Raw genomic sequence first — 25678 nt, forward strand, 5'->3', positions numbered from 1 at the left:
TCCCCGCTCGGGGGCCCCATCCGGCTGTGACCAGGGTCGCTGCGGTTTCCGTAACGATTCAGTCGTGCCCTGTCACCGAGGTCGCGGCGCGGAAGACGTCCGCCACCATGGCGTGGGTCACGCGGTGCGTCTGGACATTGCGCGGCGAGACGTGATAACAGCCGAAAACGCGCAGGTCGTCCAGTTCCAGGACCGCCCCGTGCGCGAAAGCAGGCCGCGGCTGCGGCACCGGCCAGCCGGCCGCGGCGAGCACGGGCAGCAACGCCTGCCACCCGAACGCGCCGAGCACCACGATCGCCCGCAGTGTCGGACGTAACAGTGCCAGTTCCTCCGCGAGCCACGGGCGGCACGTGTCGCGCTCCGCCGGGGTCGGCTTGTTCTCCGGCGGGGCGCAGCGCACGGGCGAGACGAGCCGGGTGCCGTACAGCTCCAGGCCGTCGCCGATCGCCGTCGACGTCGGCTGCGAAGCGAGCCCGACCTCGTGGAGCACCCGGAACAGGAAATCACCCGATGGGTCGCCGGTGAACATCCGGCCGGTGCGGTTGCCGCCGTGCGCCGAGGGCGCCAGCCCGACCACGGCGAGCGACGCGTCCGGCGGCCCGAAGCCCGGCACCGGGCGCGCCCAGTACTCCTCGCCGCGGAACGCCGCCTTGGTGCCGGCGACGCCTTCCCGCCAGGCCACCAGCCGCGGGCAGGCGCGGCACCCGGCCACCGCCGCGTCCAGCTCGGCGAGGGACCTCATCGCAGCGCCGCCCGGGACAGCCGGTCGGCCTGGCGCGTGGTCTCGGGCAGCCGGTAGCGGGGGGTCAGCGCCAGCGTCAGCCGGCAGGCGTGGGCCAGGTCGATCCGGTGGCCGGCCGAGACGTACACCGGTTTGACGCCGTCCTGGGTCCGCAGCACCGCGCCGACCTCTTCGCCGGCGTCGACCAGCGGCACCGAAGAGCCCCGGGGCTCCCCCGGGGTGCCGTGCGAGCCGACGAACCGGGTCTTGCCCACGCCGAACGCGGGCCGCCCGGTCAGCACGCCGAGGTGGCAGGCCAGGCCGAAGCGCCGGGGGTGCGCGAGGCCGTGGCCGTCGCAGACGAGGACGTCGGGCGCGCGGTCCAGCCGTTCGAGCGCGGCCAGCAGCGGCGGCAGCTCGCGGAAGGCGAACAGCCCCGGCTCGTACGGGAAGACGGCCTTCGCGCGGTGCGTCCGTTCCTCGACCACGGTGAGCCCGGCGGTTTCGAGGGTGACGACCGCCGCGGCGATGCCGCCGGTGTCGTCGTAGGCGACGTCGAGGCCGGTCACGGTCGGCGGCAGCTCGGGGCAGCGGTCGGCGAGCTCGACCCGGCCGCGGAGCCGTTCCTGCACGGCGAGCGCCTCTTCGACCGTCGCCGGCCAGTCCTCGGTGTGCACCAGGTCACCCTGCCACAGACACCGGTCCCCGCCGACTAAGTTGGGCCCATGGCGGACACCACCCCCGAAGAGGCCCCCGAGCGGAAGGCCGCGGAAACCACCGAGATCCCGGCCGACCCGACCGACGACATCGTCACGACCCAGCACACCCTGACCGTGAAGCGGAAGAAGCTCGCGTATACGGCGAAAGCGGGGCGGATCGTCCTCCGCAAGGAGATGGTCAAGGACGGCAAGTCCGAGGGCTTCAAGGCGAAGGCGGAGGTGTTCATCACCTCCTACACCCTCGACGACGCCGACCCGGGCTCGCGGCCGGTGACGTTCGCCTTCAACGGCGGGCCCGGCTCGTCGAGCGTCTGGCTGCACATGGGCCTGCTGGGGCCGCGCCGGGTGCTCTCGGGTGACGTCGACGACCTCGTCCCGCCGCCGTACGGGCTGGCCGACAACCCCGAAACGCTGCTGGTGCACAGCGATCTCGTGTTCATCGACCCGGTGTCGACCGGCTACTCGCGCGCGTCCGAAGGCGGCGAGACGAGGGACTTCCACGGCTTCAAGGGCGACATCGAGTCCGTGGGCGAGGTCATCCGGTTGTGGGTTTCGCGGCACCAGCGCTGGCTGTCGCCGAAGTTCCTGGCCGGCGAGTCCTACGGCACGCTGCGCGCCGCCGGGCTGGCCGCGCACCTGCAGGACCGGCACGGGCTCTACCTGAACGGCCTGCTGCTCATCTCGTCGGTCCTCGACCTGGGCACGCTGCGGTTCACGGAGGGCAACGACCTCCCCTACTCGCTGTACGTGCCGACGTACGCGGCGATCGCGCACTACCACGGGTTGCACGGCGAGCGCCCGCTCGACGACGTCCTCGCCGACGCCGAGGACTTCGCGGCGAAGGACCTGCCGTGGGCGTTGGCCCGCGGCGCCCGGCTGTCCACTCAGGACCGTGCCGAGGCGGTGGCCACGCTGGCGTCGCTGACCGGGCTCACCGAGTCCTATGTGGACCGGGTGAACCTGCGGATCGAGCACGTCCGGTTCTTCACCGAGCTGCTGCGCGACCGCGGCCTGGTGGTCGGCCGGATGGACGGCCGGTTCACGACGTGGGAGCCGGACGGCGGCCGCGAGCACATGAGCGACGACCCGTCGATCTCCCGGGTGGTCGGTGCCTACGCCGCGGCGTTCAACCACTACGTGCGCGCCGAGCTGGGCTACGAAAACGACCTGCCGTACGAGATCATCAGCGAGGACACGTTCAAGGCGTGGTCGTACTCGGACTTCGAGGGCCGTTCGGTGTCGGTGGTCGACTCGGTGAGCGCGGCGATGCGCGCGAACCCGCACCTGCGCGTGCACGTCGCCTTCGGCCACTACGACGGCGCGACGGCCTACTATGCGGCCGAACACGTGCTGGCCCACCTGCAGATCCCGGAGGAACTGCGGGAGAACATCGACACGGCGTTCTACCCGGCGGGCCACATGATGTACGTCCACGAGCCGACCCGGGTGCAGCAGTCGAAGGACCTGGCGAAGTTCGTCAAGAAGGCGTCGAACCGCTGAGTTCCCCGGTGGTGCCCGGTCCGGCCGGGCACCACCGTCACGCCACCGCGGCCAGGATCTTCCGGCTCCGCCGCCAATTCACGAAGCCGGCGGCGGCCTGCGTCGCCACCGCGAGGGCCGCGTACCCGATCAGCCACGGGGTGTACCCCGGCGGCTGCGCGTCGTCGGTCATCGGGTCGAAGAGCACGGGCACCGCGTAGACCGCGGGCATCGCGATGAGCAGGTCCTGGATCCGCACCGCGGCGTCCACCGCCCGGGACGTCTCGTCCTCGGCGATGACCGGGCGCCGGAGGATGCCGGTCAGGATCACCGCCGTGACGACGCCGCCCAGCGCCAGGAGGCCGAACCAGCTCCACGCGTACGTCCGGAACGGTGTCGTCACGAAGATCGTGACGGCGAGCGCGGCGCCGCCGCCGAACGTGACCAGCAGCGCCGCGATGTCCCAGCCGCCCAGTGCGAAGCCCGGCGGTCGCTCGATCGCTCGTGTCCCGAGCAGCGCCCGCGCCTGGCGGTCGCGTACTCGCACCGGCAGCCAATTGGACACCTGCAAGAAGATCATGAGGAAGAACAGGTACCCGCCGCCGGTCAGTTCCTCGCCGCGGACGCCGGGCAGGAACGCCAGGCACAGGTAGCCGACGTTGGCGGCGCACATCACCAGGATCGCCGGGACGATCCACCGCCACCACCCGGGCGGCCGGGCGCCACCGCGGAAGCCGAGGCGCAGCGCCAGCAGGTCGGTCAGCGTCGGCACCTCGACGTGGTGCTTGACCAGCCAGCGGCCGGCCGCCGCGCGCTCTGCCTCCGTCACCGCCCGGGCGCTCACGAGGCCACCGTCCCGTACCGACCGGGCGGCAGCCGGCGGCGCCGGAGCGCGATCGCGACGCCGATGTGCACGGCCGACACCAGGACGAGGTACGCCACCGGCGGTACGAACCGCGAGGGCGCCCACGGCCAGGTGGTGGCGAGGTTGATCCAGGCGAGGAACGCGAAGGAGAACGGCAACGCGAACAGCCCGGCGTCGTCGGCCCGCAGGGCCGCGTCGACGGCGCGTGAGGCCTCGTCCTCGGCGATCACCGGGGCGCGCAGGATCCGGCCGAGGACCAGCCCCACACTCGCGGCCCCGATGGCCAGCGCCGCCGCCCAGCCCGCGGCGGCCGGACCGGCGGCGAACGCCGCGCAGAGCGCCACGCCGCCGACGAAGGTGACGGCCACCGCGCTCAGGTACCACCAGCCCACCTGCCCGGCCGCCACCCGCAACGACGGCCTCGCGCCGGCGGGAACCAAGCGTGCGGCCGCGCGGTCGTGCTCGCGCACCCACCGCCACCGCAGCAGCGGGAAAGCGACGCAGACCACGCTGAACACCAGGAACCGCACGAGCACCGGGACCGGCGGGAACACGGCGGCGATCCAGCCCGCGGTGGAAAGCATGCTGTAGCCCGGATGGGACCGCACCGCCCGCACCCGGGCCCCGACGCGCAACGCGACCAGCGGCGTCGGTTCGTCCACCTCCACGCCACGCCGGGCCAGCCACGTCCGCGCTCCCTGCACGTCGGCGGCCGTCGGCCGGCTCGGTCCCTCCACGACCATCGAACCTCCCCTGTCCGTCGTACACGCTCGAAGTCCCGAAAAGGTTTACCGGTCGCAGAAACCGGGCGGCAGCCGCCGGTAGCGGCGGCGGAGCAGCAGCCAGCCGGTCAACTCCAGGCCGGCCACCACCGCCAGGTACGCCCACGCGAACCACTCCAGGAGGACGGGCGGCTCCCAGCTGACCATCAGCACCGGCATCGTGAGCAGGGCATATCCGGTGCACGAGGTGTAGCGGTGGACATCCTCGGCGCGCAGCGCTCCGTCGACCAGCCGGGACGTCCCGTCTTCCGCGATCACCGGCGAGCGGAGTGCCTTGCCGAGCACCAGCGCGGTCGCCCCGGCGCCGACGCCCAGCGCGAGGGTGTGCAGCCCGCTTTCGGCCCACGGCAGGTACCAGTGCCCCGTGGCGAACGGTGGCTCGGTCAGGAACGACGCCGCGCACAACACCGCCCCGCCGATGAAGGTGACGGCCACCGCGCTCAGGTACCACCAGCCGACCTGCCCGGCCGCCTCGCGCAGGGAGGGCGTGGTTCCGGGACCGGTGAGGCGCTCGGCGAGCTGCTCGCGGCTTTGCACCCGTCGCCGGCGCAGCAGCTGGAACCCGGCGAAGAACACAGAGAGGAACGCTGCCCGGCCGGGCAGGTCCGCGCTTCTGAGCAGGGTCGAGCCGATGGAAGCCAGGACCGCGGCAACGACGGCGTCCGCCGGTCGTCCGCGAAGCCCGTAGCCGCGCGCGCCGATGCGCAAGGCGAGCAGCCGCGTCGGCAGCCACACCGGCACCCCGCGCTTGGCCAGCCACAGCCGGGTGCTGCCGACCTCGAGCAGGGTCGGCTCGCCGGGCAGTCTCGGGTCCACCGGCAACGCCGGCTCACGCACGATCAACGGGCCCTCCCCAGTCCCGGGGTACACGCGGAACGCCCCGGACAGGTTGCCTGTCCGGGGCGCTTTGTTCCGGATGTTCCTTACTTCAGGTACTGCGACCCGCGCGTCACCGCCGCGTAGGCGTCGACCGCTCCGTGGCCGTAGAAGCCGTTGAACGACGGGTCGCCTTCACAGGTGGCCGTGAACGAGGCGTCGCGGCCCTCCTTCAGGTAGTCCACCGTCCGCGGGACCGGGCAGGCGATCTTCGCCGCCGTGCCCTCCAGGACCCGCTGGACCTTGTCCGGGTCCATGCCGAACTCGCCGTGCGCCTTCTTGCCGTACTGCGAGATGATCAGCGCCGCGACGCCGGTCGCGTGCGGGGTCGCCATCGACGTGCCCTGCAGCCACTGGTAGTAGCCGACCCGGCCGTCGGCCGCCGTCGCCTTCTTGATGCCCAGGGCGACGCCCTCCGGCGTGACGTTGCCGTCCGCGTCGATGTTGCCCTCGGCGATGCCCACGTTCTTCGGGTACGTGGAAAGGATCTCGTTCTCGACCGTGCGGTACCACGGCGTGCCGAAGCCGTCGCGGAAGAAGCCGCCCGGTGCGGAAACCGAGATCTGCTCGAGGCCGTAGTTCGAGTAGTCCGCCTTCTTCTGCGACGGCCCGAACGAGCTCACGCCGATGGTGTGGTTGCCCTCGACCGGCAGGCTGAGGCAGCTCGAGTTGTCCACCGTGCGCGGGTGCGTGCCGTTGGCCGGGTAGTCCGGGCTGGTGGTGTCCGGCTGCGGCGCGCCGAGGTCGGTGTGCTGGTTGCCCAGCGCGACCACCATCGTGACGCCCTTGCGGTGCGCGTAGTTCAGCGCCCGCTGCGTCGCCTCGATGATCGTGCGCTGCTCGGCCTGCTCGGCCGCCGAGTCGGCCGGGTTCGCCGTGCAGTTGTACAGCCACGGGTCGGTGTAGAACGACATGTTGACCACGTCGATGCCGGCGTCGCCGGCGTAGGTCAGCGCGTCGACGGTCGGCTGCAGGAAGAAGAAGCCCGAGTCCTGGCCGGCGCGGATGTTCACCAGCGTCACGTTGGGCGCGACGCCGGAGACGCCGAAGCCGTTCGCCGCGGCGGCGATGGTGCCGGCGACGTGCGTGCCGTGGCCGCCGTCGTCGTGGTTGGCCGGGTCGACGCAGCCGCGGAACTCGCACGGCCCGTCGACCTCGGCGCCGTTGACGTCGGTCGGGATGTCGCGGGTGAAGTTGCGCGAGTCGGCCAGGTCGAAGTTCGGCGCGATGTCGGGGTGCGTGCCGTCGATGCCGGTGTCGATGACGCCGACCTTGACCTGCTTGCTGCCCGGCTGCTTGGTGCGCGAGAGGTCCGAGCGGACGGACTTGAGGCCCCAGAGCTGGTCGTCCAGCGGGTCCATCCCCACAGCCTTGTTCGCCGCGGCCTTCTGCGAAGCGGCGCCGCGGCCTTCCTTCTCGACGCCGGCGTCGCCCTTGGTCTTCTTGCCCAGCTTCGGCACCGAGCCGATCGCCTGGGCCTTGGCGGCGCCGAACACGGCGCGGTTCGCCGTCACGCGCTCGGTGAACCCGGTGGCCGGAGCGCTGGCCTTGATGAGGCCGACCGCGGCGTTGGTCTCCAAGACCGTGCCACCCGCGTCGCGGATCGCCTTCTGCGCGCTCGCCACGTTCTGGACGTCCTTGGCGAGCACGGTGAACTCGGTCGCCGGGCCGGCCAGCGCGGGCTGCGCCGAAGCGGCGGGCACCGCGACGGCCGAGAGCGCCCCGAACAGCGGGACGGCCATGGCCGCGGCGAAAAGCCTGGGTCTCTTCACGATTCTCCTCCTCGGAAAGCGGTTCCTGCACCGTATAGACCGGACAATGCGTAAACAACGGCCGAACGTACGTTATGGAACAACCGACTTCTGCTCCGCGAAGTGACAAGCTGACAAATGCCCGTCCGTCCTGGGCTCGAGCGCGGGAACCTCTTCGGCGCACTTCTCCTGGGCCTTCCAGCACCGCGTGCGGAACCGGCACCCGGACGGGGGATCCAGGGGACTCGGCACGTCGCCGGTCAGCCGGATCACCTGGCGGCGCCCGCGCACGGCCGGGTCCGCCACCGGCACCGCGGACAGCAGCGCCTGGGTGTACGGGTGCGACGGCCGCTCGTAGATCTCCTCGTCGGTGCCGAGCTCGACGATCTTGCCGAGGTACATCACCGCGACCCGGTTGGACAGGTGCCGCACCACCGAAAGGTCGTGCGCGATGAAGACGTACGACAGCCCGAACTCGCCCTGCAGGTCGCCGAGCAGGTTCATCACCTGGGCCTGGATCGAGACGTCCAATGCGGACACCGGCTCGTCGCAGATGATCACCTTGGGCCGCAGCGCCAGCGCCCGCGCGATGCCGATGCGCTGGCGCTGCCCGCCGGAGAACTGGTGCGGGTAGCGGTTGAGGTGCTCGGGGTTGAGCCCGACCACCTCCAGCAGCTCGCGCACCTTGCCCGCCCGCGAGCCCTTGGGCGCGACGTCGGAATGGATCTCGAACGGCTCGCCGACGATGTCGCCGACGGTCATGCGCGGGTTGAGCGAGGTGTACGGGTCCTGCAGCACGATCTGGATCTCGCGCCGCAGCTTCCGCAGCTCGGACCCGCGCATCGCGAACATGTCGCGCCCCTCGAACCGCGCGGTACCGCCGGTCGGCTCCTCCAGCCGCATCAGGACCTGGGCGAGCGTCGACTTCCCGCAGCCGGACTCGCCGACCACGCCGAGCGTCTCGCCCGGCATCAGGTCGAACGAGACACCGTCGACCGCCCTGACCTGGCCGATCGTGCGCTTGAACAGGATGCCGGTGCGGACCGGGAAGTACTTCTTGAGGTCGGTGACCGAGAGAATCGGTTCCGCCGACGTGCTTTTCCCGGCGGAGGCGGAATCAGACACGGCCACGGGAGCTCACCACCTCTTCGGCGAAGTGGCACGCGCTCGTCCGGCCGAAACCGATCGCGTGCTGCGGTGGAACCTCCGACGAACAGCGAGCTTCGGCCCGCTTGCACCGCGGGTGGAACGGGCAGCCCGGCGGGACGTCCAGCAGGCTGGGCGGCAGGCCCTTGATGGTTTCCAGCGTCTGTCCTTTGAGGTCGAGCCGGGGCAGGGAGTCCATCAGCGCGGCGGTGTACGGGTGGGCCGGCGCGCGGAACAGCTCGACGGCGTCGGCCTGCTCGACGATCCGGCCCGCGTACATCACCGCGATCCGGTCGGCGACCTCGGCGACCACGCCCAGGTCGTGGGTGATGAGGACGAGCCCCATCTTCCGCTCCGCCTGGATCTCCTCCAGCAGGTCCATGATCTGGGCCTGCACGGTGACGTCGAGGGCGGTGGTCGGCTCGTCGGCGATGAGCAGGTCCGGGTCGAGCGCCAGCGACATCGCGATCATCGCGCGCTGGCGCATGCCGCCGGAGAACTGGTGCGGGTAGTCCTTGATCCGCTGTTCCGCGGCCGGGATGCGGACGGTGTCGAGCAGCTCGATCGCGCGCTTCCGGGCGTCCTTTTTGGACATGCCGAGCCGGACGCGCAGCTGCTCCTCGATCTGGAAGCCCACCGTGAACACGGGGTTGAGCGCGGACAGCGCGTCCTGGAAGATCATCGCGATCTCGCTGCCGCGCACCTCGCGACGGCGTTCCTCGGACGCGGTCAGCAGGTCCTCGCCGCGCCAGCGCACGGCCCCGCCGGTGATCACGCCGGGCGGCGTGTCGAGGATGCCCATCACCGTCTGCGCGGTGACGCTCTTCCCCGAGCCGGACTCGCCGAGCACGGCCAGCGTCTCGCCCGCGTGCACCGAGTAGCCGACGCCGTTGAGGACGTGCGCGATGCCGTCGGACGTCCGGAACTCGACGTGCAGGTCGTCTACTTCGAGCAGGAGTTCGTTGTCGGACAAGGGAACTACCTCGACTTCGGATCGAGTGCGTCGCGGATGCCGTCACCCAGCATCACGAAGGCCAGCACGGTCAGGGTGACGAAGGCGCCGGGGAACAACAGCATGTGCGGGTCGTTCCGGAAGTAGTCCCGCGAGTCGGCGATCAGCACGCCCCACGAGATCACCGGCGCGCGCACGCCGATGCCGAGGTAGGCGAGCGTCGCTTCGGCCCCGATGAACGCGCCGAGCGCGATGGTCGCGTACACCAGCACCGGCGCGATCGTGTTCGGCAGCAGGTGGCGGAAGATGATCCGCGGGGTGCTCGCGCCGAGGCCGCGCGCGGCCTTGACGTAGTCGAGCTGCTTGGCCACCAGCGTCGCCGAGCGCATGATCCGCATGCCCACCGGCCAGCTCAGCACCGCGATGGAGCAGACCACCTGGACGATGATCGTCACCGCGCCGGGGCTGGCGCCGGGTGCGTTGAACGTCGTCAGGATGACGATCGCGCCGAGCACGAACGGCAGGCCGGCGAAGATGTCGCCGAAGCGCGACAGCAGGCTGTCGACGAGCCGGCCGTAGTAGCCGGCGACGATGCCGATCACCGAGCCCAGCAGCACGGTCACCAGCGTCGAGAACAGCCCGACGAGCACCGACGCGCGGGTGCCGTAGATCGTGCGGGCGTAGACGTCCTGGCCCTGGTTGTCGTAGCCGAACCAGGCGTCCGCGGACGGGCCTTCGTTGGCGTGCGTGAGGTCGCTGAAGCCCGCCTCGCGCGAGCTGAACAGGCCGGGCGCGATCGCGATCAGCACGATGAACAGGATCATCACCGCCGAGGCGATGACCGCCGGCTTGCGCCGCAGCTGCCGCCACGCGTCGCCCCACAGGCTGCGGGGCTTGTGCGGGCCGGTGGCGGAGTCGTCCACGCGGGACAGCTCGGCCGCGTCGGCCCCGCCGCCGGCCACCAGGTTCGGGTCAGTCATAGCGGATCCTCGGGTCGAGAACGGCGTAGAGCAGGTCGACGACCAGGCTCATCAGCAGGTAGACCAGCACCAGCAGGACGACCACGCCGACGACCGTCGCGCTCTCCCGGTTCTGGATGCCGCGGAAGATGAGCCCGCCCAGGCCGTTGATGTTGAACACGCCTTCGGTGACGATCGCGCCGCCCATCAGCGCGCCCAGGTCGATGCCGAGGAAGGTGAGCACCGGGATCACCGAGTTGCGCAGCAGGTGGACGAGGACGACGCGGCTCTGCGGCTGGCCCTTCGCGATCGCCGTCCGGACGTAGTCGGCGCGGCGGTTCTCGGCGATGCTCGTTCTCGCCAGCCGGGCCACGTACGCCATGGACAGGCTGCCGAGCGCGAAGCCCGGCACGATGAGTTCGCCGATGCCCGGGTCGTCCGACACGCTCGCTTCGATCCAGCCGAGGCCGTTGCTGCCCAGGGCGAGCTGCAGCACGATCGCGGTGACGAACACCGGCAGCGAGATCAGGAACGTGGTCGAGACCAGCACCAGGTTGTCGAGGAAACCCTTGCCGCGCAGGCCGGTCAGCACCCCGGCGGTCAGCCCGATGACGGCTTCGATCGCCACCGCGATCACGGCCAGGCGCAGCGTGATCGGGTACGACGTCGCGATCAGTTCGCCGACCGAGGTGCCGTTGAAGGTTTCACCCCAGTCGCCGGTGAACAGGCTCCCGAGGTACTTGAAGTACTGCACGAAGATGTTGTCGTCGAGGTGGAACTTCTCGGTCATCTGGGCGACGTAGGCCGCGGGGCAGGCGGCCTGGCCGCACTTGCCGGAGAACGGGTCGCCGGGCACGGCCCAGACCAGGACGTAGATGAGGAACGTGGTGCCGAAGAACACCGGGATCAGCTGGAGCAGCCGTCGCAGGACGTAGCGGATCATGACGAGTTCCTAGCTTTGAAACACTTCAGTGCGCGCCGGGCGTCGTGGGCGGGAATGCGTCCCCGCCCACGACGCCGTGGTGGTGGGTGCGGCTTCTCAGCGCGTCACTACTTCTTCAGGACCTCGATGGAGGGGTAGTCCGGCATGCGCCGGAAGTCCAGGCCCGCGGACTTGAGGTTCTTCGACTTCGCCGCGGTGCCCTTCTCGTCCCACACCGGGATCGTCGGCAGGTCCTGCGCGATCAGGTCCTCGGCCTGCTGGTACAGCTTGACCGCGGCGTCCTTGTCGACGGTCGAGTCCGCTTGGGCGAGGATGGCGTCCACCTTCGGGTTCGAGTACGTCGAGTCGTTCGAGGACCCACCGGTCTTGAAGATCGGGTTGAGGAAGTCCTCGATGGACGGGTAGTCCGCCGACCAGTCCGACCGGCCCATGCCGGTGAGCTTGTGGCCGGTCACGATGCTGCGCCACTGGCCGAAGTCGGTGGCGGGCACGAAGTCGCACTCGACGCCGAGGGTGTTCTTGATGCTGTTGCACGCCGCGACCAGCGGTTCCTTGCGGCCACCGTCCGCGTTGGACGCGATGGTCAGCTTGCCCTTGAAGCCGGACTTCTGGAAGGCCTCCTTGGCCGCCGCCGGGTCGAAGTGACAGAACTTGCAGACACCTTCGCGCGCACCCGGGATGCCCTGCGAGATGTAGCCGTCCGCCGGCACGTAGGTGTCGTTCATGACGGTCTTGGTGATCTGCGCGCGGTCGATCGCCATCGAGATGGCCTTGCGCAGCTCCAGGTTGTCGTAGCCGGGCACGTAGTAGGGCACGGCGATCGTGCTGATCCCGAGCAGGTGACCGGTCACCAGCCGGTCGCCGAGGTCGGCCTTGTACTTGCCGCCCGCGACCGCCGACGGCGGCAGCGCCTCCATGAAGTCGAGCCGCCCGCTCAGCAGGTCCTGGTAGGCGGTCTCCTGGCTGGCGTAGATCTTGATGTCGAGGTTCTTGAACTGGACCTTGTCGTCACCCTTGTAGTCGTCGTTGCGGGTGAGCTTGATGTCCTGGTTGGGCGACCGCGAGACGAACTTCAGCGGGCCGTTGCCGATCGGATGCTGCTCGAAGGCCTTGGGGTCCTTGAAGAACGAGTCGGGCAACGGCGCGAAGGCGTGGTAGCCGATCTTGATGTCGAAGACCGAAAACGGCGCGGTCAGCGTCACCTGGAACTCGTAGTCGCCCTTGGCGACCAGGCCGGACATCTTGTCGGTGGCCGGCTTGGCGTTCTCGTCCTCGGGGTGGACTTCGGCGTAGCCCTGGATGTTCGAGAAGAAGTCGGTGTTGAGCTGGCCGTTGGGGCCGTAGGCGCCGTAGTTCCAGGCGTCGATGAAGTTGTGCGCCTTCACCTCGGTGCCGTCGTGGAACTTCCAGCCCTGCTTGATCTTGATGTCGTAGACCTTGGAATCGGTCGTGGTGATCGACTCCGCCATCACGTTGAAGGGCTTCGCGTCCGCGCCCTTGAACCCGACCAGCGTGGCGAACATCGGCTGGACCGCCTTGGTGCCGCCCAGGTCGTTGATGTTGGTCGGGATCAGCGCGTTCTGCGGTTCGGTGCCGTAGACGCTGACCGTGCCGTCCGGATCCGTTCCGCCGGCGCCCGTGGAGCTGCCCGAACCGCCGCCGCACGCGGCGAGCGCGAGCGCCAGCGAGGTCATCACCACCGTGGGTCCCCAGAACCTGCGCGAACGACGCATGATCCCCTCCATCTCCGTCTGCCCGAAAGATGGGACGCACGCTATCGGGGGCGGTGAAGGCGATCACAGGACTGCGGTGTTGCAAATGTGTGACGACCGTCAGGACCACCTGGTTGGAGCACAACCAACGTAGGAATCCGGATAGGCCGGATGGCCTAGCGCGGACAGGTGGTCATCACGCGCTCACCCTCGGTTCCGTTACGGCACAAGCCCTTTCGGGTGGCCGAACGGTCGGTCAGGCGAGCGACAACGCGATGCCGTCGAGGATGTCGTGCTCGCTGACCACCAGCTCGGTCGGGCCGCCGCGGGCCGCGAGCTGCTCGGCGAGGGTCTGGACCACTACCGCGCCGCCGCCGATCACGTCGACGCGGCCGGGGTGGATCACCGGGTTCGCCGCGCGGGTGGCGTGGTCCTCGCTGAGCAGGCGCGTCGCGAGCCGGTCGATGTCCGCCGAGTTCAGTTTGGACAGGTGCACGCGGTCGCGGTCGTACTCCGGCAACCCCAGCGCGATCGCCGACAGCGTGGTCACCGTGCCCGCGACGCCGATCCAGGTCTTGGCCCGGGCGACGTCGACGACGTCGAACGCGTCGGTGAGGACCTTGCCGGCCAGGTCGCGGGCGGCGGCGATCTCGTCCGCGGACGGCGGGTCGCCCTTGAGCGCGCGCTCGGTGATCCGGACGCAGCCGATGTCGACGGACTTCGCGGCGAGCACCTCGGCCTCGCGGCCGTCCCAGGTGCCGAGAACCAGCTCGGTCGAGCCGCCGCCGACGTCGACCACGACGAACGGGCCGTCGTCCGGGTCCTGCTCCCCGACGGCCCCGGTGAAGCTCAGCCGGGCCTCTTCGTCGCCGCTGATCACCTCGGCCTCGACGCCGAGGGTCTCGCGGGTCATGCGGAAGAAGTCGTCGCGGTTCTTCGCGTCGCGAGTCGCGGAGGTGGCGACCATCCGCACCTTCTCCACGCCCTTGCGCCGGGCGGCGATCGTGTAGTCGGCGAGCGCGGCCCGCGTCCGCTCCAGCGCTTCCGGAGCGAGCTGCCCGGTGGCGTCGACGCCCTGGCCGAGCCGGACGACCCGCATCTCGCGGTGCAGGTCGCGCAGGTCCACCGTGCCGTCGTGGCGCGGGGTCAGCTCGGCGACGAGCAGGCGGATGGAGTTGGTCCCACAGTCGATCGCGGCAACACGAGGCATGCGATCAGCCTAACCGGCGCGACCGGCCGATCCGGAACGACTCACGTCCGTCCAGGACGGCGTCAGGGCGCCGGCTACCCGCCCGGGCCGCGCTCGTGGGCCTGCCGCCATTGCTCGGCGGCCTGGATCATGGCGTGGCCGACGTGGTCGAAGAACTCGCCGATGTCCCGCAGCCGGGCGCCGGCGTGTGAGGTGGCACCGAGAGCCGCCGCCCCTTGCCGGGCGAACTCGGCGAGCACGGTGTTCTGGCGGGCGCTGGCCAGCCAGCCGCGGAACCAGGCGTCGGCGTCGATGACGTACCGGTCGCGCCGGCGGCGGGGATCGCGTTCCCGGCGGATCAGTTCCTGTTGTTCGAGATCGCCGATGGCCTTGGAGACCGAGGCCGGGCTGACCCGGAGGCTCCGGGTGAGGTCGGCGGCGGTCAGGCTGCCGCTGTCGGTGAGGTAGAGGCACGCGAGCACCCGCGCGGTCATGCGCGTCAGCCCGGTGGTGATCATGATCGCGGTGAGCTGCTCTTCCAGGTCACGAACGACCTCGTGACCGGACGCGTCGGCGTGAGCCGGCGTCCGGCGGCTTCGCCGAGCACGTTCCCGGGTGGCCTGCTGCGCCTGGCCCGCCTGGTAGCCGTCGGGGCCGCCATTGCGGGCCACTTCCCGGGTGATGGTGGACGGTGGCCGCTGCAGACGTTCGGCGATCTCGGTGTAGCTGTGCCCTCGGGTCAGTCCCTCGGCGATCTGCCGGCGCTCCTGGTGGGTCAGTCTGCTTCCGGGCACGGGCCGGGCCTCCTCGTCGTGGGCCACTGGTCTGCGGCGGTGCAGACAGTCTTGCGTTCGAAGTCAACTCATTGCAATCCGGGGAGCCTGTTCTTTGCGTTCAGCCTCATTGTCATTGCAAAAAATGCGGTATTTACCTTCATCTGCGCGGATTTTGAGGCGCAAAATGTTGACTGGTCAGTGAACGCAAAATAGCTTTTCGTCAGATTCGAACGTTGAGCCCGCTCGCGATCGAGGCATTCGCCCACCTCCGAAAGGACATGTCATGACCTCACCCCCCGGCCCGGCGGACGACGCCGCCGGCCACGCCGGCGTGCAGCGCGCGCTCGACGCCGCCGTGCGAGCCGGTACTCCCGGCATCGTGGCCGAAATCCACGACCACCGCGGGCCGTGGTTCGGCTCCGCGGGTTCGGCGGACACCCGGACCGGCCGGAAGCGCGAGCCCCGAGACCGGTTCCGCATCGGCAGCGCGACCAAGGCGTTCACGGCCACCGTCGTCCTGCAGCTGGCGGCCGAACGCCGGCTCAGCCTCAACGACACCGTCGAACGCCGGCTGCCCCGGCCTGGTCCGGGGCAGCGGCAACGACGGCGGCGAGATCACCATCCGGCACCTGCTCAACCAGACCAGTGGCCTCTTCAACTACGCCAACGACCCGGAGTTCTTCGCCAAGGGCGTCGGTTCCGAATGGTTCGAACACCGCTACGACCGCTACACCCCCGAGCGGTTGGTGGAGATCGCCGTGGCCCACCCACCCCACGCCGCGCCCGGCGAGAGCTTCCACTACTCCAACACCAACTACATCCTGGCTGCCATGATCGTCGAAAAGGTGACCGGCCGGACCTACGGCCAGGAACTCACCCAGCGCATCACCCGCCCGCTGGGCCTGACCGGAACCGCACTCCCGGACGGACCCGGGATCCACGGGAGCCACCCCGTGCACTACTCCACGCTCTTCTCCCCGGACCCCGAGCCCACCCACGACGCCACCGAGATGGACCAGTCCTTCGCCTGGTCCGCGGGCGGGATCACCTCCACCACCGGTGACCTCCACCGCTTCTTCGGCGCGTTGCTGGGCGGCCGCCTCCTGCCACCCGCTCAGCAACGGGAGCTGCTCACCACCGTCCCCACGGACGGGTCGAACTGGATCCCCGGCACCCGGTACGGCCTGGGCGTCTTCTCGCAGAAGCTCCCGAGCGGGGTCACCGTCTGGGGCAACGGCGGCGCCACCTACGGCTCCTGGACCTACGCCATGGGCGCCCGGGACGGCACGCACCTGCTCACCAGCAACATGAACGGCGACTGGAGCGGCTTGGGGCCGTTCATCGACGTGCTGACCGCGGAATTCGCCCCCGCCGAGTCGTCGGCGGCCGCGAGCTGACCTCAGTGCCGAACGGCCCGGTCGTCCAGGGCCGGTGGCCACGCGGCGGGCCGCGTCAGGGCGTGGCCGGCGCCGTGATCGTGACCGGGATGACCGACGTGCTGACCGAGGTGACCGTCGCCCCGCAGCCCGGCGTGGTCGTCGGAGCCGGAGGGGTCGTCGGCGTGCTGGTTTCCACCGGCGTGCTCGTCGGCGCCGGGACGGTCGTGACGCTCGTGATCGTCGTCGGGATGACCTTCGTGGTCGGCGGTACGCACGTCGGCTCCGACGTCTTGGTCGTCGGCGACGTCGTCGTGCCCGGCGTGGTCGGCGGGGCGCTCGTCGGCGTGGTCTCCGGGACCGGCGGGGGCGGGACCTCCGGCGGGGCCGGCGCCAAGGCGGCGTTCGGGGCGCCGACCGGAACCGTGCTGTCCGGCACCTGCATGATCCCGTTGCGGTAGGCCTCGGCCCAGAGGATCACGGTGTTCACGTACGTGTCGGAGTTGTTGTAGCGGTAGATCGCTCCGCGCAGCTGGTCCGGTTTCGCCAGGTCGAACCCGCCGGAGCAGAGGTACCGGCCGGTGGCCAGGGCCGCGTCGAAGAGGTTGTTCGGGTCGGACTTGCCGTCGCCGTTGCCGTCGGAGGCGTAACCCTTCCAGGTTCCCGGGATGAACTGCGTCGGGCCGACCGCGCGGTCCCACACCGGGTCGGTGTCGAGCAGGCCCTGGTCGGTGTCCGGGATCGCGGCGAACCCGCCCTGGCCGTTGAGCTGCGGGCCGAGGATCGGCTCGCGCGTGGTCCCGGCACTGTCCACGTAGCCGCCGCGGGCGTGGTTGGACTCGATCCGGCCGATGCTGGCGATCAGGGACCAGTCGATGTGGCAGGCGGGCTGCTCGCGGCCGAGGATGCCGGCGGCGTTCTTGTACGCGGCGAGCGCGGTGGCGGGGATGCCGAGCGGGCCGTCGGGCAGCTCGTAGGCCGGCAGCGGCAGCGGGGTGGGCGCGCCGGGGAGGGTGCCGTCGACGGCGATCTGCTGCATGGCGGCGTGCCCGGGGTCGTAGCCCTGGCCGAGCGCGGCGTCGCGGGTGTGCTCACCGCTCCCGCCGAGCCAGCCGAGGGTGCCACCACCGGCGACCAGCGCCGGGACCACGGCCAAGATGCCGGTGATCAGGGGGTACGCGGTGCGGTGGCGGATCCCGAATCTCCGGGCGAAGCTCCCGACTGCGTCTGGCAGCCGCCGCACACGCATGTCTCAGAGCCCTCCTGGCCGGATCGATCACACCCTCGGGTGACAGCCTGCCGTAAGTGCGGCAAGGTTTCATCCCATCGAGAGACGCGATCGAGGTTTTCGCTCACCCAGACCAGTTATCTGTTCACGCGGCGCGAGTGTTACGCGGCGCAGTCACCCGTGGGCCACCCGTTCGACTTAAGCAGGGCCAACGTCTCGTCACCGAACGGGTTCACACCCGGGCCGACGGCCAGCGAGTGGGCGACGTGCACGTGCAAGCACTTGACGCGGCCGGGCATGCCCCCCGCCGTGACCTGGTGGCCGAGGGGCTCGATGGCGTCCCGCTCGGCGAGGTACGCCTCGTGGGTGCGCTGGTACTGCGCGGCCAGCTCCGGGTCGGTGGTCAGCCGCTCGGTCATTTCCTTCATGATCCCGGAGGCCTCGATGGTGCCGATCATCGAGTTCAGCTTCGGGCAGGTCAGGTAGTAGAGCGTCGGGAACGGCGTGCCGTTCTCCAGCCGCGGGCTGGTCTGCACCACGGAAGGGTGCCCGCTCGGGCACCGCGCGGCGATGGCGCGCAGCGCTCGCGGCGGCCGCCCCAGCTGCTCCGCGATGATCTCGCGGTCGGCTTCGGTGACGGGCTCGAACCGGTGCTGCTGCGTGCTGTTCACGCCGACCAGGTTAGAGCGTGCCCCGGCTCCCCGCCCCAAGCGGGGCTCAGCCGCTCGAGACCTGGTTCCACAGGTTCTCGTACCAGGAGCCGCCCGTGGCCGGCTGCTGGCCCGGCTGCGGGACGGCGTCGGGCGCCTTGTCCTCCGGCAGCTGGACGATGTACGGCGTCTCGCCCGGCTTGACGTACCGCAGCCGCCGCCGGGCTTCGGCCTCGATCTGCGCCGGGTCGCTCAGCTCCGCCTTGCGGCCCTGGAGCTGAGCGACCTCCTGCTGCAGCTGGGCCTGCTGGGCCTGCTGTTCGCGGACCTGGGTCCGCTGGGAGAGGTACGTGCGCAGGGGCACGGCGATGGTGAACGCCAGCGCGCACACCACGATCGCCACCACCGCCGCGCGGCGGGTGGTGGACATGCCGAGCACCTTCGCCGCACCCGACGCCCGCTTCGCCGCCAGACCCCGGCGCAGCCGGGCCCTGGCGGTTTCCGCGTCGCCCGTGCGGCGCCGCGCGGCTTCGGGGCGGCGGGCCGGTGCGGGCCGGTTGGCCCGCGATGCCCCGCCGCCACCGCCGCGGCGGCCGCGCGTCCTCCCCCGGTCCGCCATGCGGCTCAGCCCTCGGCGCTGAACCGCGGGAAGGCCAGCTCGCCGGCGTACCGGGCGGCGTCACCGAGGGTCTCCTCGATGCGCAGCAGCTGGTTGTACTTGGCGATCCGCTCGCCGCGGGCCGGGGCGCCGGTCTTGATCTGGCCGACGCCGGTGGCGACCGCCAGGTCCGCGATGAACGTGTCCTCGGTCTCGCCGGAGCGGTGGCTCATCATCGACTTGTAGCCGAACGACGTGGCCAGCGAGATCGCGTCGAGCGTCTCGGACAGGGTGCCGATCTGGTTGACCTTCACCAGCAGCGCGTTGGCGGCGCGGCGGGTGATGCCCTCTTCCAGGCGGTCCGGGTTGGTGACGAACAGGTCGTCGCCGACGATCTGGACCTTTTCGCCGACGTCGGCGGTCAGGGTGACCCAGCCGTCCCAGTCGTCCTCGCTCAGCGGGTCCTCGATCGACACCAGCGGGTAGTCGCGCAGCAGTTCGGCGTAGTACGCCGACATCTGCTCCGCGCTCTTCTTGCTGCCCTCGAACGTGTACGCGCCGTCGGCGAAGAACTCCGTCGCGGCGACGTCGAGCGCGAGCGCGACGTCGCGGCCCGGGGTGTAGCCGGCCTTCTCGATGGCCTGCAGGATCAGGTCGAGCGCCTCGCGGTTGTTCGCCAGGTTCGGCGCGAAGCCGCCTTCGTCACCGAGACCGGTCGAAAGGCCGCGGCCCTTCAGCACCGACTTCAGCGAGTGGTAGACCTCAGCGCCCCAGCGCAGGGCCTCGCGGAAGGTCTCCGCGCCGATCGGCGCGATCATGAACTCCTGGACGTCGACGTTGCTGTCCGCGTGCGAACCGCCGTTGAGGATGTTCAGCATCGGCACGGGCAGCACGTGCGCGTTCGGGCCGCCCAGGTAGCGGAACAGCTCCAGCTCGGCCGACTCGGCGGCGGCCTTCGCGACGGCCAGCGAGACGCCGAGGATGGCGTTCGCGCCGAGGCGGGACTTCGCCGGCGTGCCGTCGAGGTCGACCAGCTTCTGGTCGACGATCCGCTGGTCGACGGCCTCGATACCGACCATCTCCGGGCCGATCTCGTCGAGCACCGCGGCGACCGCGCGCTCGACGCCCTTGCCGTTGTAGCGGCCGATGTCGCCGTCCCGCAGCTCGACCGCCTCGTGCTCGCCGGTCGACGCACCCGACGGGACCGCGGCCCGCGCCAGGGTGCCGTCGTCGAGAGCCACCTCCACCTCGACCGTCGGGTTGCCGCGCGAGTCCAGAATCTCGCGCGCGCCTACCTGCTCGATGAGAGCCACGCCATGCTCCTCGGTGCGTCGTGCCTGTGTTGATGCCGAACGTCGGCGGTGGTAACGCGCCCAGCCTAGCCGTCGTGGCAGGTCACCCGTCGGAGGACTCACCGCCCGCGCGGATCGCCCGCCAGCCGGGCGGCAGCTCGACGGTCTCGGACGTCTGCTGCCAGAACGTCCAGCTGTTGCCGCCGAGATCGGCGACGGTGAACACCCGGGCGCCGTACGGCTGATCCTGCGGCGGTTCCAGCTCGCACTCGTCGCGGAGGACGGCCTCGATCCGCTCGTAGTGGTCGTCGACGTCGTCGACGTAGAGGATGTTGAGCTGGCCGACCGGGCCGTCGACGCCCTTGGCCTGCCAGTAGTCCGGCCCGACGCCCGCGATCTGGATCCGCGCGTCGCCCGCCCGCAGCGTCGCCTGGAAGACCTCGCCGGCCGCGTCGCAGAACCGGACCTCCTCGGTGAACCCGAAGACCCTGGTCAGCCAGGCGAGCGCCGCCGTGGCGTCGGCGTAGTAGAGGTAGGGCGCCAAGCCCCGGTACCCGCTGCTCATGGCGGCACAGTCCATCACGTTCCGTTCGCCAGGCGTGTGCAACCCCCCTTTCCCCGGGTAACGTGGGAGTGACCATGACGGACGCCGCAGCTGCTTCGCAGCCTCCCGAGGAGTCGCGGTTCCATGCCTTCCGCCAGGCCGAAGAGCTGGTCGGCCGCCGTCGCCCGCTCGACGCGCTGAAGGCGTTGCAGCCCGTGCTGGAGTCCGAAACGGACAAGCCGTCGGTGCACCTGCTGGCCGGGCGCGCGTACTTCCAGTCCGCTCAGTTGCGGCGCGCCGAACAGGCGTTCACCAGGGTGCTCGAGCTGGACCCGACGGACCACTACGCGCGGTTCATCCTCGGCCGTACCCTGCAGCGCCTCGGCCGGTTCGTCGAAGCGCTGGCGCAGATGCGGATGGCGTCGGCGATGAACCCGGTGCCGGAGTACCTCGAGGCGATCAACGAGGTCAAGGCCCGCATCGCGCTGCGCGAATCCTGAGCAAGCAGGGCCGAACGACCCGGGTCACCTCGGCCGTTCGGCCGACCGGGCCGGGCCCCTTGACCGATCCCGCGCACCCCCTCTTCCGGCGATGCTGGTCCCAGACCGAACGAGAGGGACCACGATGTCGATCTTCGCCACGTTGGGTGCGTACGCCGGCTTGCTGCTGCTGGTGCTGATGGCCATCACGCCGTTGCTGGCCGACCGGGAACTCTGACTCAGGGCGCGACGCTCGCCTCCGCGTAGGCGTCCGCCGCGCTGAAGACGTCCTGGCCGTACGCCAGCGCCGGGTTGTAGAACAGCATCGCCCGCCACCAGCCGGCCGGCGTGCCGAGGTCGTCACCGCCGGAGCACAGGAAGCGGGCGGCCGTGAAGGCCGCGTCGTCGACGTTCTGCGGGTCCGGCGGGCCGCCGTCGCCGTTCGCGCGCTCCTGGTACTTCTTCCACGTCGACGGCAGGAACTGCATCGGGCCGATCGCGTGGTCCCACGACTTGTCGCCGTCGAGTTTGCCGCCGTCGCTGTCGTGCACCGCCGGGACACCCGGCGAGCCGTCCAGCGGCGGGCCGACCACCGGCTTCGCCACCCGGCCGTCCGCACCGATCGCCGCGAGGTCGAACTCCCCGCGCTCGGTCTCGACCCGCCCGATCCCCGCGAGCGTCGCCCACGACAGGTGGCACGTCGGCTTCTGGCGCTGCATCCACATCTCCGCCCGGCCGTAGGCCGTCAGCACGCGCGCCGGGACGTGCGTCTTGTCCGAGACGCGGGTCGCCCACGCGTCCAGCTCGGCCCGGTCGGACACCTGCGGCCGGTCGACCGGCGCGGCGAGCCCGGCTCGCGGCGCTTCGGCGCCGGGCTGCGGACGCTGCTCGGGGATGGCGAGCGCCGGCTGGACCGGCGGCGATGCGGTCGGCGCGGCCGGATTGCGGACGCCGATGGTGAGGACCAGGACCACGCCGGTGAGCACGAGCCCGAGCGCGAGGGCCGCCCGGCCGAGATAACGCCGCGGGGGGACACCCGAAGGCGGCGTTCCCGGAGGCGTGACGGTCGGCTGAGCGGTATCGGCCACCCGATCAGGGTACGGACGCACTCAAGGGGGGACCCCCGAGCGGCTGAACAGGCAAGCGGACGGTAAAAACCCTCCCCCTGCCAGCAATATCACAAATTTCGTTATCGAGTCGACGCGCAGGCCTCTGACCTGCGGTTACCCTAACCTAACTTCGACGCCCTGCCCTGTTTGCCGGTTTTATCCGGCTCCCGCGAACGTAGGATCACTGGACTTACAGGTGAGCCTTACCTAAAAACGCTACGGACCAGAAAACAGGGAGGCGGACCCGTGTTGTTCTCGAGCGCGCTGATCGGGCTGCGCGAAGGCCTGGAAGCCGCGCTGGTCGTGAGCATCCTGGTGGCCTTCCTCGTCAAGACCGAGCGGCGGCACGCGCTGCGCTGGGTGTGGCCGGGCGTCGGCGCCGCGGTGGCGCTGTCGATCGCCGTCGGCGCGATCCTCACCTACACGACCGCCCAGCTGTCGTTCGAGCACCAGGAGCTGCTCGGCGGGAGCCTGTCGATCGTCGCCGTCGTGTTCGTCACCGCGATGATCTTCTGGATGCGCAAGGCGGCCAAGAGCATCGCCGCCGAATTGCGCGGGAAGATGGACGACGCGCTGGACGTCGGCCCGGCGGCCGTGCTGCTGCTGTCGTTCCTCGCGGTCGGGCGCGAGGGGCTGGAGACGGCGGTGTTCTTCTACTCCACCGTCCAGGCCGCGCAGTCGGACACCGTGCAGCCGCTGATCGGCTTCGCCGTCGGCATCGCGGCCGCGGTGGTGCTCGCCTGGCTGCTCTACAAGGGCGCCGTCCGGTTCAACCTGACCAGGTTCTTCATGATCACCGGCGTCCTGCTGGTGTTCGTCGCCGCGGGCGTGCTCGGCTACGGCCTGCACGACCTGCAGGAGGCCGCGTTCCTCCCCGGCATCGGCACCCTCGCCTTCGACGCTTCGGCCACGCTGCCGGAGACGTCCTGGTACGGCGCGCTGCTGAAGGGCATCTTCAACTACTCGCAGCAGACGACCGTGCTGCAGGCCGTCGCCTGGGTCGCCTACGTCGCCATCGTGCTGCCCCTGTTCCTCAAGCCCAGCAAGAAGACCGCGCCGGCCCCCGCCGCCGTGGCCGCCTCGAAGGAGTGACCGTGCGCAAGACCCGTCGAACCCCGCTGGCCCTGCTGGCCGGCGCCACCGCACTGGTGGCGCTCGCCGCGTGCGACAGCAAGAGCGACACCTCGGGCGCCGCGGCGGACGGCGGCCCGATCAAGGTCGAAGCGACCGACACGGCGTGCAACGTCTCCGCCACCACGGCGGGTGCGGGCAACGTGACCTTCGAGATCACCAACAAGGGCACCAAGGTCACCGAGTTCTACCTCTACGCCGAGGGCGACCGGATCATGGGCGAGGTCGAGAACATCGCCCCCGGCCTGAACCGGCGGCTGATCGTCGAGGTCGCCGACGCCGGCAAGTACCAGACCGCGTGCAAGCCGGGCATGGCCGGCAACGGCATCCGCGCCGACTTCATGGTCACCGGCGGCGTCGCGAAGCAGAACGACGCAGACGCCCAGAAGGCGCAGGCCACCAAGAGCTACGCGGAGTACATCGCGAACAACACGGCCGCCCTGCAGGACGAGACGGCGAAGTTCGCCGACCTCGTGAAGACCGGCAAGGTCGACGAGGCGAAGGCCGCGTACGCGCGCACCCGCGTCTACTACGAGCGGATCGAGCCGGTGGCCGAGAAGTTCGGCGACCTCGACCCGGCCATCGACGTCCGCGAGGCCGACCTCGAACCGAACCAGCAGTTCACCGGGTTCCACCGGCTGGAGAAGGACCTGTTCAAGACGGGCCTGCAGCCGGACAGCGGCCAGATCGCCGACAAGCTGGTGACCGACGTCAAGGACCTGGTCGCCAAGACCAAGACGCTCGAACTGTCCGCTTTGGACCTGGCGAACGGCGCGAAGGGCCTGCTCGACGAGGTCGCGACCGGCAAGATCACCGGCGAGGAAGAGGCCTTCTCGCACACCGACCTCTGGGACTTCCAGGCCAACGTGGACGGTTCGAAGGGCGCGATCACCTCGCTGCGGCCGGTCCTGCAGGCGAAGGACGCCGCTCTGGTGTCCACTTTGGACAAGGAGTTCGCGAACGTCCAGGGCCTGCTCGACAAGCAGCGCGCCGGCGACGGCTTCAAGCTGTACACCGATCTTTCCCAGGACCAGGTCAAGGAGTTCGCCTCGGCCGTCGACGCGCTGAGCGAACCGCTGAGCAAGGTTGCGGAGGTCGTCTCCAAGTGACGTCGACAGAGGGCACGCGCGTCTCGCGGCGGAAGCTCTTCGGCTTGGCGGGCGCGGGTGTCGCGCTCGCCGGGGCCGGGGCCGCCGCCGGCATCGGGATCGACAAGGCGACGAGCGGCAACGCCGAGGCGTCGACGAACACCGTCGACTTCCACGGCGAGCACCAGGCCGGGATCGTCACCCCGGCGCAGGCCAACCTGCACTTCGCGGCCTTGGATGTGACAGTCACCGACCGCGAGAAGCTGCGGCAGCTGCTCAAGACGTGGACCGACGCGTCCCGCCGGATGACGGCGGGCCAGGAGGTCGTGGCGAACGGCGCCGTGGGCAGCGGCGCGTACGCCCCGCCCGGCGACACCGGCGAGGCGCTCGACCTGCCGCCGTCGAACCTGACGCTGACCATCGGGTTCGGGCCGTCGCTGTTCGACGGCCGGTTCGGCCTGGCAGCCAAGCGCCCGCCGCAGCTGATCGACTTGCCGCTGTTCCCGAAGGACAAGCTCGACCCGGCCCGCAGCGGCGGCGACCTGTGCATCCAGGCCTGCGCGGACGACCCGCAGGTGGCGGTGCATGCGGTCCGCAACCTGGTGCGGCTCGGCTTCGGCGTCACCGAGGTCCGCTGGTCCCAGCTCGGCTTCGGCCGCAGCTCGTCGACTTCGCGGGCGCAGCAGACGCCCCGGAACCTGTTCGGCTTCAAGGACGGCACGAACAACATCAAGTCCGAGGACACCGACTTCCTGCGCGACCAGGTGTGGGCCGAGGCCGGCGACGGCCAGGCGTGGATGGCCGGCGGCTCGTACCTGGTGGCGCGCCGGATCCGGATGCACATCGAGACGTGGGACCGCGAGACCCTCGACGGCCAGGAGAAGATCGTCGGCCGCACGAAGGGCACCGGCGCCCCGCTGGGCCAGACCGCGGAGTTCGACGAGCTGGACCTGGACGTCGGCGGCGCGGGCGGCGAGAAGGTGATCCCGGAGGACGCCCACGTCCGGCTGGCCTCCCACCAGGCCCTGAACGGCGTCCGGATCCTGCGCCGCGGCTACAACTTCGTCGACGGTTCCGACGGCCTCGGGCACCTCGAAGCGGGCTTGTTCTTCCTGGCGTTCAACCGCGACACCCGGAAGCAGTACGTGCCGATGCAGCAGGCGCTGTCGTCGAAGGACGCGATGATGGAGTACGTCCAGCACACCGGCTCCGCGCACTTCGCGGTCCCGCCGGGCGTGACCCGCGAGGCGAGCTGGGCGGACGCCCTGTTCTCCTAAAGCCTTTAGGATGATCTACACTCTCTTTAGGCAAAA

The 25678-nt window shown here is 70.5% G+C and carries 25 protein-coding genes and 1 pseudogene; 7 read left to right on the top strand and 19 right to left on the bottom strand.

Annotation, left to right across the window (positions count from 1 at the left end):
- Positions 1–58: 58 nt before the first annotated feature.
- Positions 59–742: a uracil-DNA glycosylase gene (locus AB0M80_RS40025; protein WP_364575368.1), complete on the bottom strand. Its 684-nt coding sequence runs from the start codon at positions 740–742 to the stop codon at positions 59–61.
- Positions 739–1398 (bottom strand): endonuclease V, encoded by a 660-nt coding sequence (locus AB0M80_RS40030; RefSeq protein ID WP_364575370.1) that lies wholly within the window; start codon positions 1396–1398, stop codon positions 739–741. The genes AB0M80_RS40025 and AB0M80_RS40030 overlap by 4 nt, the downstream gene beginning before the upstream one ends.
- A 48-nt stretch (positions 1399–1446) precedes the next feature.
- Between AB0M80_RS40030 and AB0M80_RS40035 the strand changes: the two genes are divergently transcribed.
- Positions 1447–2940: a peptidase S10 gene (locus AB0M80_RS40035; RefSeq protein ID WP_364575372.1), complete on the top strand. Its 1494-nt coding sequence runs from the start codon at positions 1447–1449 to the stop codon at positions 2938–2940.
- A gap of 37 nt (positions 2941–2977) precedes the next feature.
- Here AB0M80_RS40035 and AB0M80_RS40040 read toward each other — a convergent pair whose 3' ends face one another.
- The 11 genes from AB0M80_RS40040 to AB0M80_RS40090 all read right to left on the bottom strand — a co-directional run bounded on the left by AB0M80_RS40040 (position 2978) and on the right by AB0M80_RS40090 (position 14888).
- The gene (locus AB0M80_RS40040) at positions 2978–3763 is read right to left on the bottom strand and encodes a hypothetical protein (RefSeq protein ID WP_364575374.1); all 786 of its coding nucleotides are present in this window, start codon (positions 3761–3763) and stop codon (positions 2978–2980) included.
- Positions 3760–4527: a hypothetical protein gene (locus AB0M80_RS40045; RefSeq protein ID WP_364575376.1), complete on the bottom strand. Its 768-nt coding sequence runs from the start codon at positions 4525–4527 to the stop codon at positions 3760–3762. The genes AB0M80_RS40040 and AB0M80_RS40045 overlap by 4 nt, the downstream gene beginning before the upstream one ends.
- Positions 4528–4572: 45 nt before the next feature.
- Positions 4573–5409 carry a hypothetical protein gene (locus AB0M80_RS40050; protein WP_364575378.1) on the bottom strand — a complete coding sequence of 279 codons (837 nt, stop codon included), beginning with the start codon at positions 5407–5409 and terminating at the stop codon, positions 4573–4575.
- An 80-nt stretch (positions 5410–5489) separates the two neighbouring features.
- On the bottom strand, positions 5490–7184 hold the full coding sequence (locus AB0M80_RS40055; protein WP_364575466.1) for a S8 family serine peptidase: 1695 nt from the start codon (positions 7182–7184) through the stop codon (positions 5490–5492).
- 102 nt (positions 7185–7286) lie between these two features.
- Positions 7287–8324 (bottom strand): dipeptide ABC transporter ATP-binding protein, encoded by a 1038-nt coding sequence (locus AB0M80_RS40060; protein WP_364575380.1) that lies wholly within the window; start codon positions 8322–8324, stop codon positions 7287–7289.
- A complete protein-coding gene (locus AB0M80_RS40065) occupies positions 8311–9312 on the bottom strand; it encodes an ABC transporter ATP-binding protein (protein ID WP_364575382.1) in 1002 nt (333 codons plus the stop codon). The genes AB0M80_RS40060 and AB0M80_RS40065 overlap by 14 nt, the downstream gene beginning before the upstream one ends.
- A 5-nt stretch (positions 9313–9317) precedes the next feature.
- The gene (locus AB0M80_RS40070; RefSeq protein WP_364575384.1) at positions 9318–10271 is read right to left on the bottom strand and encodes an ABC transporter permease; all 954 of its coding nucleotides are present in this window, start codon (positions 10269–10271) and stop codon (positions 9318–9320) included.
- Complete coding sequence (locus tag AB0M80_RS40075; protein WP_364575386.1) at positions 10264–11193, bottom strand: ABC transporter permease; 930 nt, start codon at positions 11191–11193, stop codon at positions 10264–10266. The genes AB0M80_RS40070 and AB0M80_RS40075 overlap by 8 nt, the downstream gene beginning before the upstream one ends.
- A gap of 107 nt (positions 11194–11300) precedes the next feature.
- Positions 11301–12926 carry an ABC transporter substrate-binding protein gene (locus AB0M80_RS40080; protein WP_364575388.1) on the bottom strand — a complete coding sequence of 542 codons (1626 nt, stop codon included), beginning with the start codon at positions 12924–12926 and terminating at the stop codon, positions 11301–11303.
- Positions 12927–13161: 235 nt separating this feature from the next.
- On the bottom strand, positions 13162–14115 hold the full coding sequence (locus AB0M80_RS40085) for a Ppx/GppA phosphatase family protein (RefSeq protein WP_364575390.1): 954 nt from the start codon (positions 14113–14115) through the stop codon (positions 13162–13164).
- Between the two features lie 74 nt (positions 14116–14189).
- Positions 14190–14888, bottom strand: coding sequence for a MarR family transcriptional regulator (locus tag AB0M80_RS40090; protein WP_364575392.1), 699 nt, complete (start codon positions 14886–14888; stop codon positions 14190–14192).
- A gap of 265 nt (positions 14889–15153) precedes the next feature.
- Between AB0M80_RS40090 and AB0M80_RS40095 the strand changes: the two are divergent.
- Positions 15154–15396 (top strand): annotated as a pseudogene (locus tag AB0M80_RS40095) (serine hydrolase); the annotation flags it as partial.
- Between the two features lie 103 nt (positions 15397–15499).
- Positions 15500–16267: a serine hydrolase domain-containing protein gene (locus AB0M80_RS40100; RefSeq protein ID WP_364575468.1), complete on the top strand. Its 768-nt coding sequence runs from the start codon at positions 15500–15502 to the stop codon at positions 16265–16267.
- 55 nt (positions 16268–16322) lie between these two features.
- On the opposite strand, the gene AB0M80_RS40105 is transcribed toward AB0M80_RS40100, so the two are convergent.
- The 5 genes from AB0M80_RS40105 to AB0M80_RS40125 all read right to left on the bottom strand — a co-directional run bounded on the left by AB0M80_RS40105 (position 16323) and on the right by AB0M80_RS40125 (position 20579).
- Positions 16323–17495 carry a lytic transglycosylase domain-containing protein gene (locus AB0M80_RS40105; RefSeq protein ID WP_364575393.1) on the bottom strand — a complete coding sequence of 391 codons (1173 nt, stop codon included), beginning with the start codon at positions 17493–17495 and terminating at the stop codon, positions 16323–16325.
- Positions 17496–17635: 140 nt separating this feature from the next.
- Positions 17636–18145 (bottom strand): DUF501 domain-containing protein, encoded by a 510-nt coding sequence (locus AB0M80_RS40110; protein WP_364575395.1) that lies wholly within the window; start codon positions 18143–18145, stop codon positions 17636–17638.
- 46 nt (positions 18146–18191) lie between these two features.
- Entirely contained in the window at positions 18192–18554 is a 363-nt protein-coding gene (locus AB0M80_RS40115; RefSeq protein ID WP_364575470.1) for a septum formation initiator family protein, read from the bottom strand.
- A gap of 194 nt (positions 18555–18748) precedes the next feature.
- The gene (gene eno / locus AB0M80_RS40120; RefSeq protein ID WP_364575397.1) at positions 18749–20035 is read right to left on the bottom strand and encodes a phosphopyruvate hydratase; all 1287 of its coding nucleotides are present in this window, start codon (positions 20033–20035) and stop codon (positions 18749–18751) included.
- Between the two features lie 82 nt (positions 20036–20117).
- On the bottom strand, positions 20118–20579 hold the full coding sequence (locus AB0M80_RS40125; RefSeq protein WP_364575399.1) for a VOC family protein: 462 nt from the start codon (positions 20577–20579) through the stop codon (positions 20118–20120).
- A 74-nt stretch (positions 20580–20653) separates the two neighbouring features.
- On the opposite strand from AB0M80_RS40125, the gene AB0M80_RS40130 reads away from it, so the two are divergent.
- Positions 20654–21058, top strand: a complete 405-nt coding sequence (locus tag AB0M80_RS40130; RefSeq protein WP_364575401.1) for a tetratricopeptide repeat protein — start codon at positions 20654–20656, stop codon at positions 21056–21058.
- A gap of 218 nt (positions 21059–21276) precedes the next feature.
- Here the strand turns inward: AB0M80_RS40130 and AB0M80_RS40135 are convergent, their stop codons facing one another.
- Positions 21277–22023: a murein transglycosylase gene (locus AB0M80_RS40135; protein WP_364575472.1), complete on the bottom strand. Its 747-nt coding sequence runs from the start codon at positions 22021–22023 to the stop codon at positions 21277–21279.
- Between the two features lie 369 nt (positions 22024–22392).
- Here AB0M80_RS40135 and efeU point away from each other — a divergent pair, with 369 nt between their 5' ends.
- The 3 genes from efeU to efeB are packed head-to-tail and all read left to right on the top strand — an operon-like array spanning position 22393 to position 25642.
- Positions 22393–23238 (top strand): iron uptake transporter permease EfeU, encoded by an 846-nt coding sequence (efeU, locus tag AB0M80_RS40140; protein ID WP_364575403.1) that lies wholly within the window; start codon positions 22393–22395, stop codon positions 23236–23238.
- The gene (gene efeO, locus AB0M80_RS40145) at positions 23235–24386 is read left to right on the top strand and encodes an iron uptake system protein EfeO (RefSeq protein WP_364575405.1); all 1152 of its coding nucleotides are present in this window, start codon (positions 23235–23237) and stop codon (positions 24384–24386) included. The genes efeU and efeO overlap by 4 nt, the downstream gene beginning before the upstream one ends.
- Complete coding sequence (efeB, locus tag AB0M80_RS40150; RefSeq protein WP_364575407.1) at positions 24383–25642, top strand: iron uptake transporter deferrochelatase/peroxidase subunit; 1260 nt, start codon at positions 24383–24385, stop codon at positions 25640–25642. The genes efeO and efeB overlap by 4 nt, the downstream gene beginning before the upstream one ends.
- Positions 25643–25678: the final 36 nt, after the last annotated feature.

Source organism: Amycolatopsis sp. NPDC051045 (assembly GCF_040682955.1).
Taxonomy (GTDB): Bacteria; Actinomycetota; Actinomycetes; order Mycobacteriales; family Pseudonocardiaceae; genus Amycolatopsis.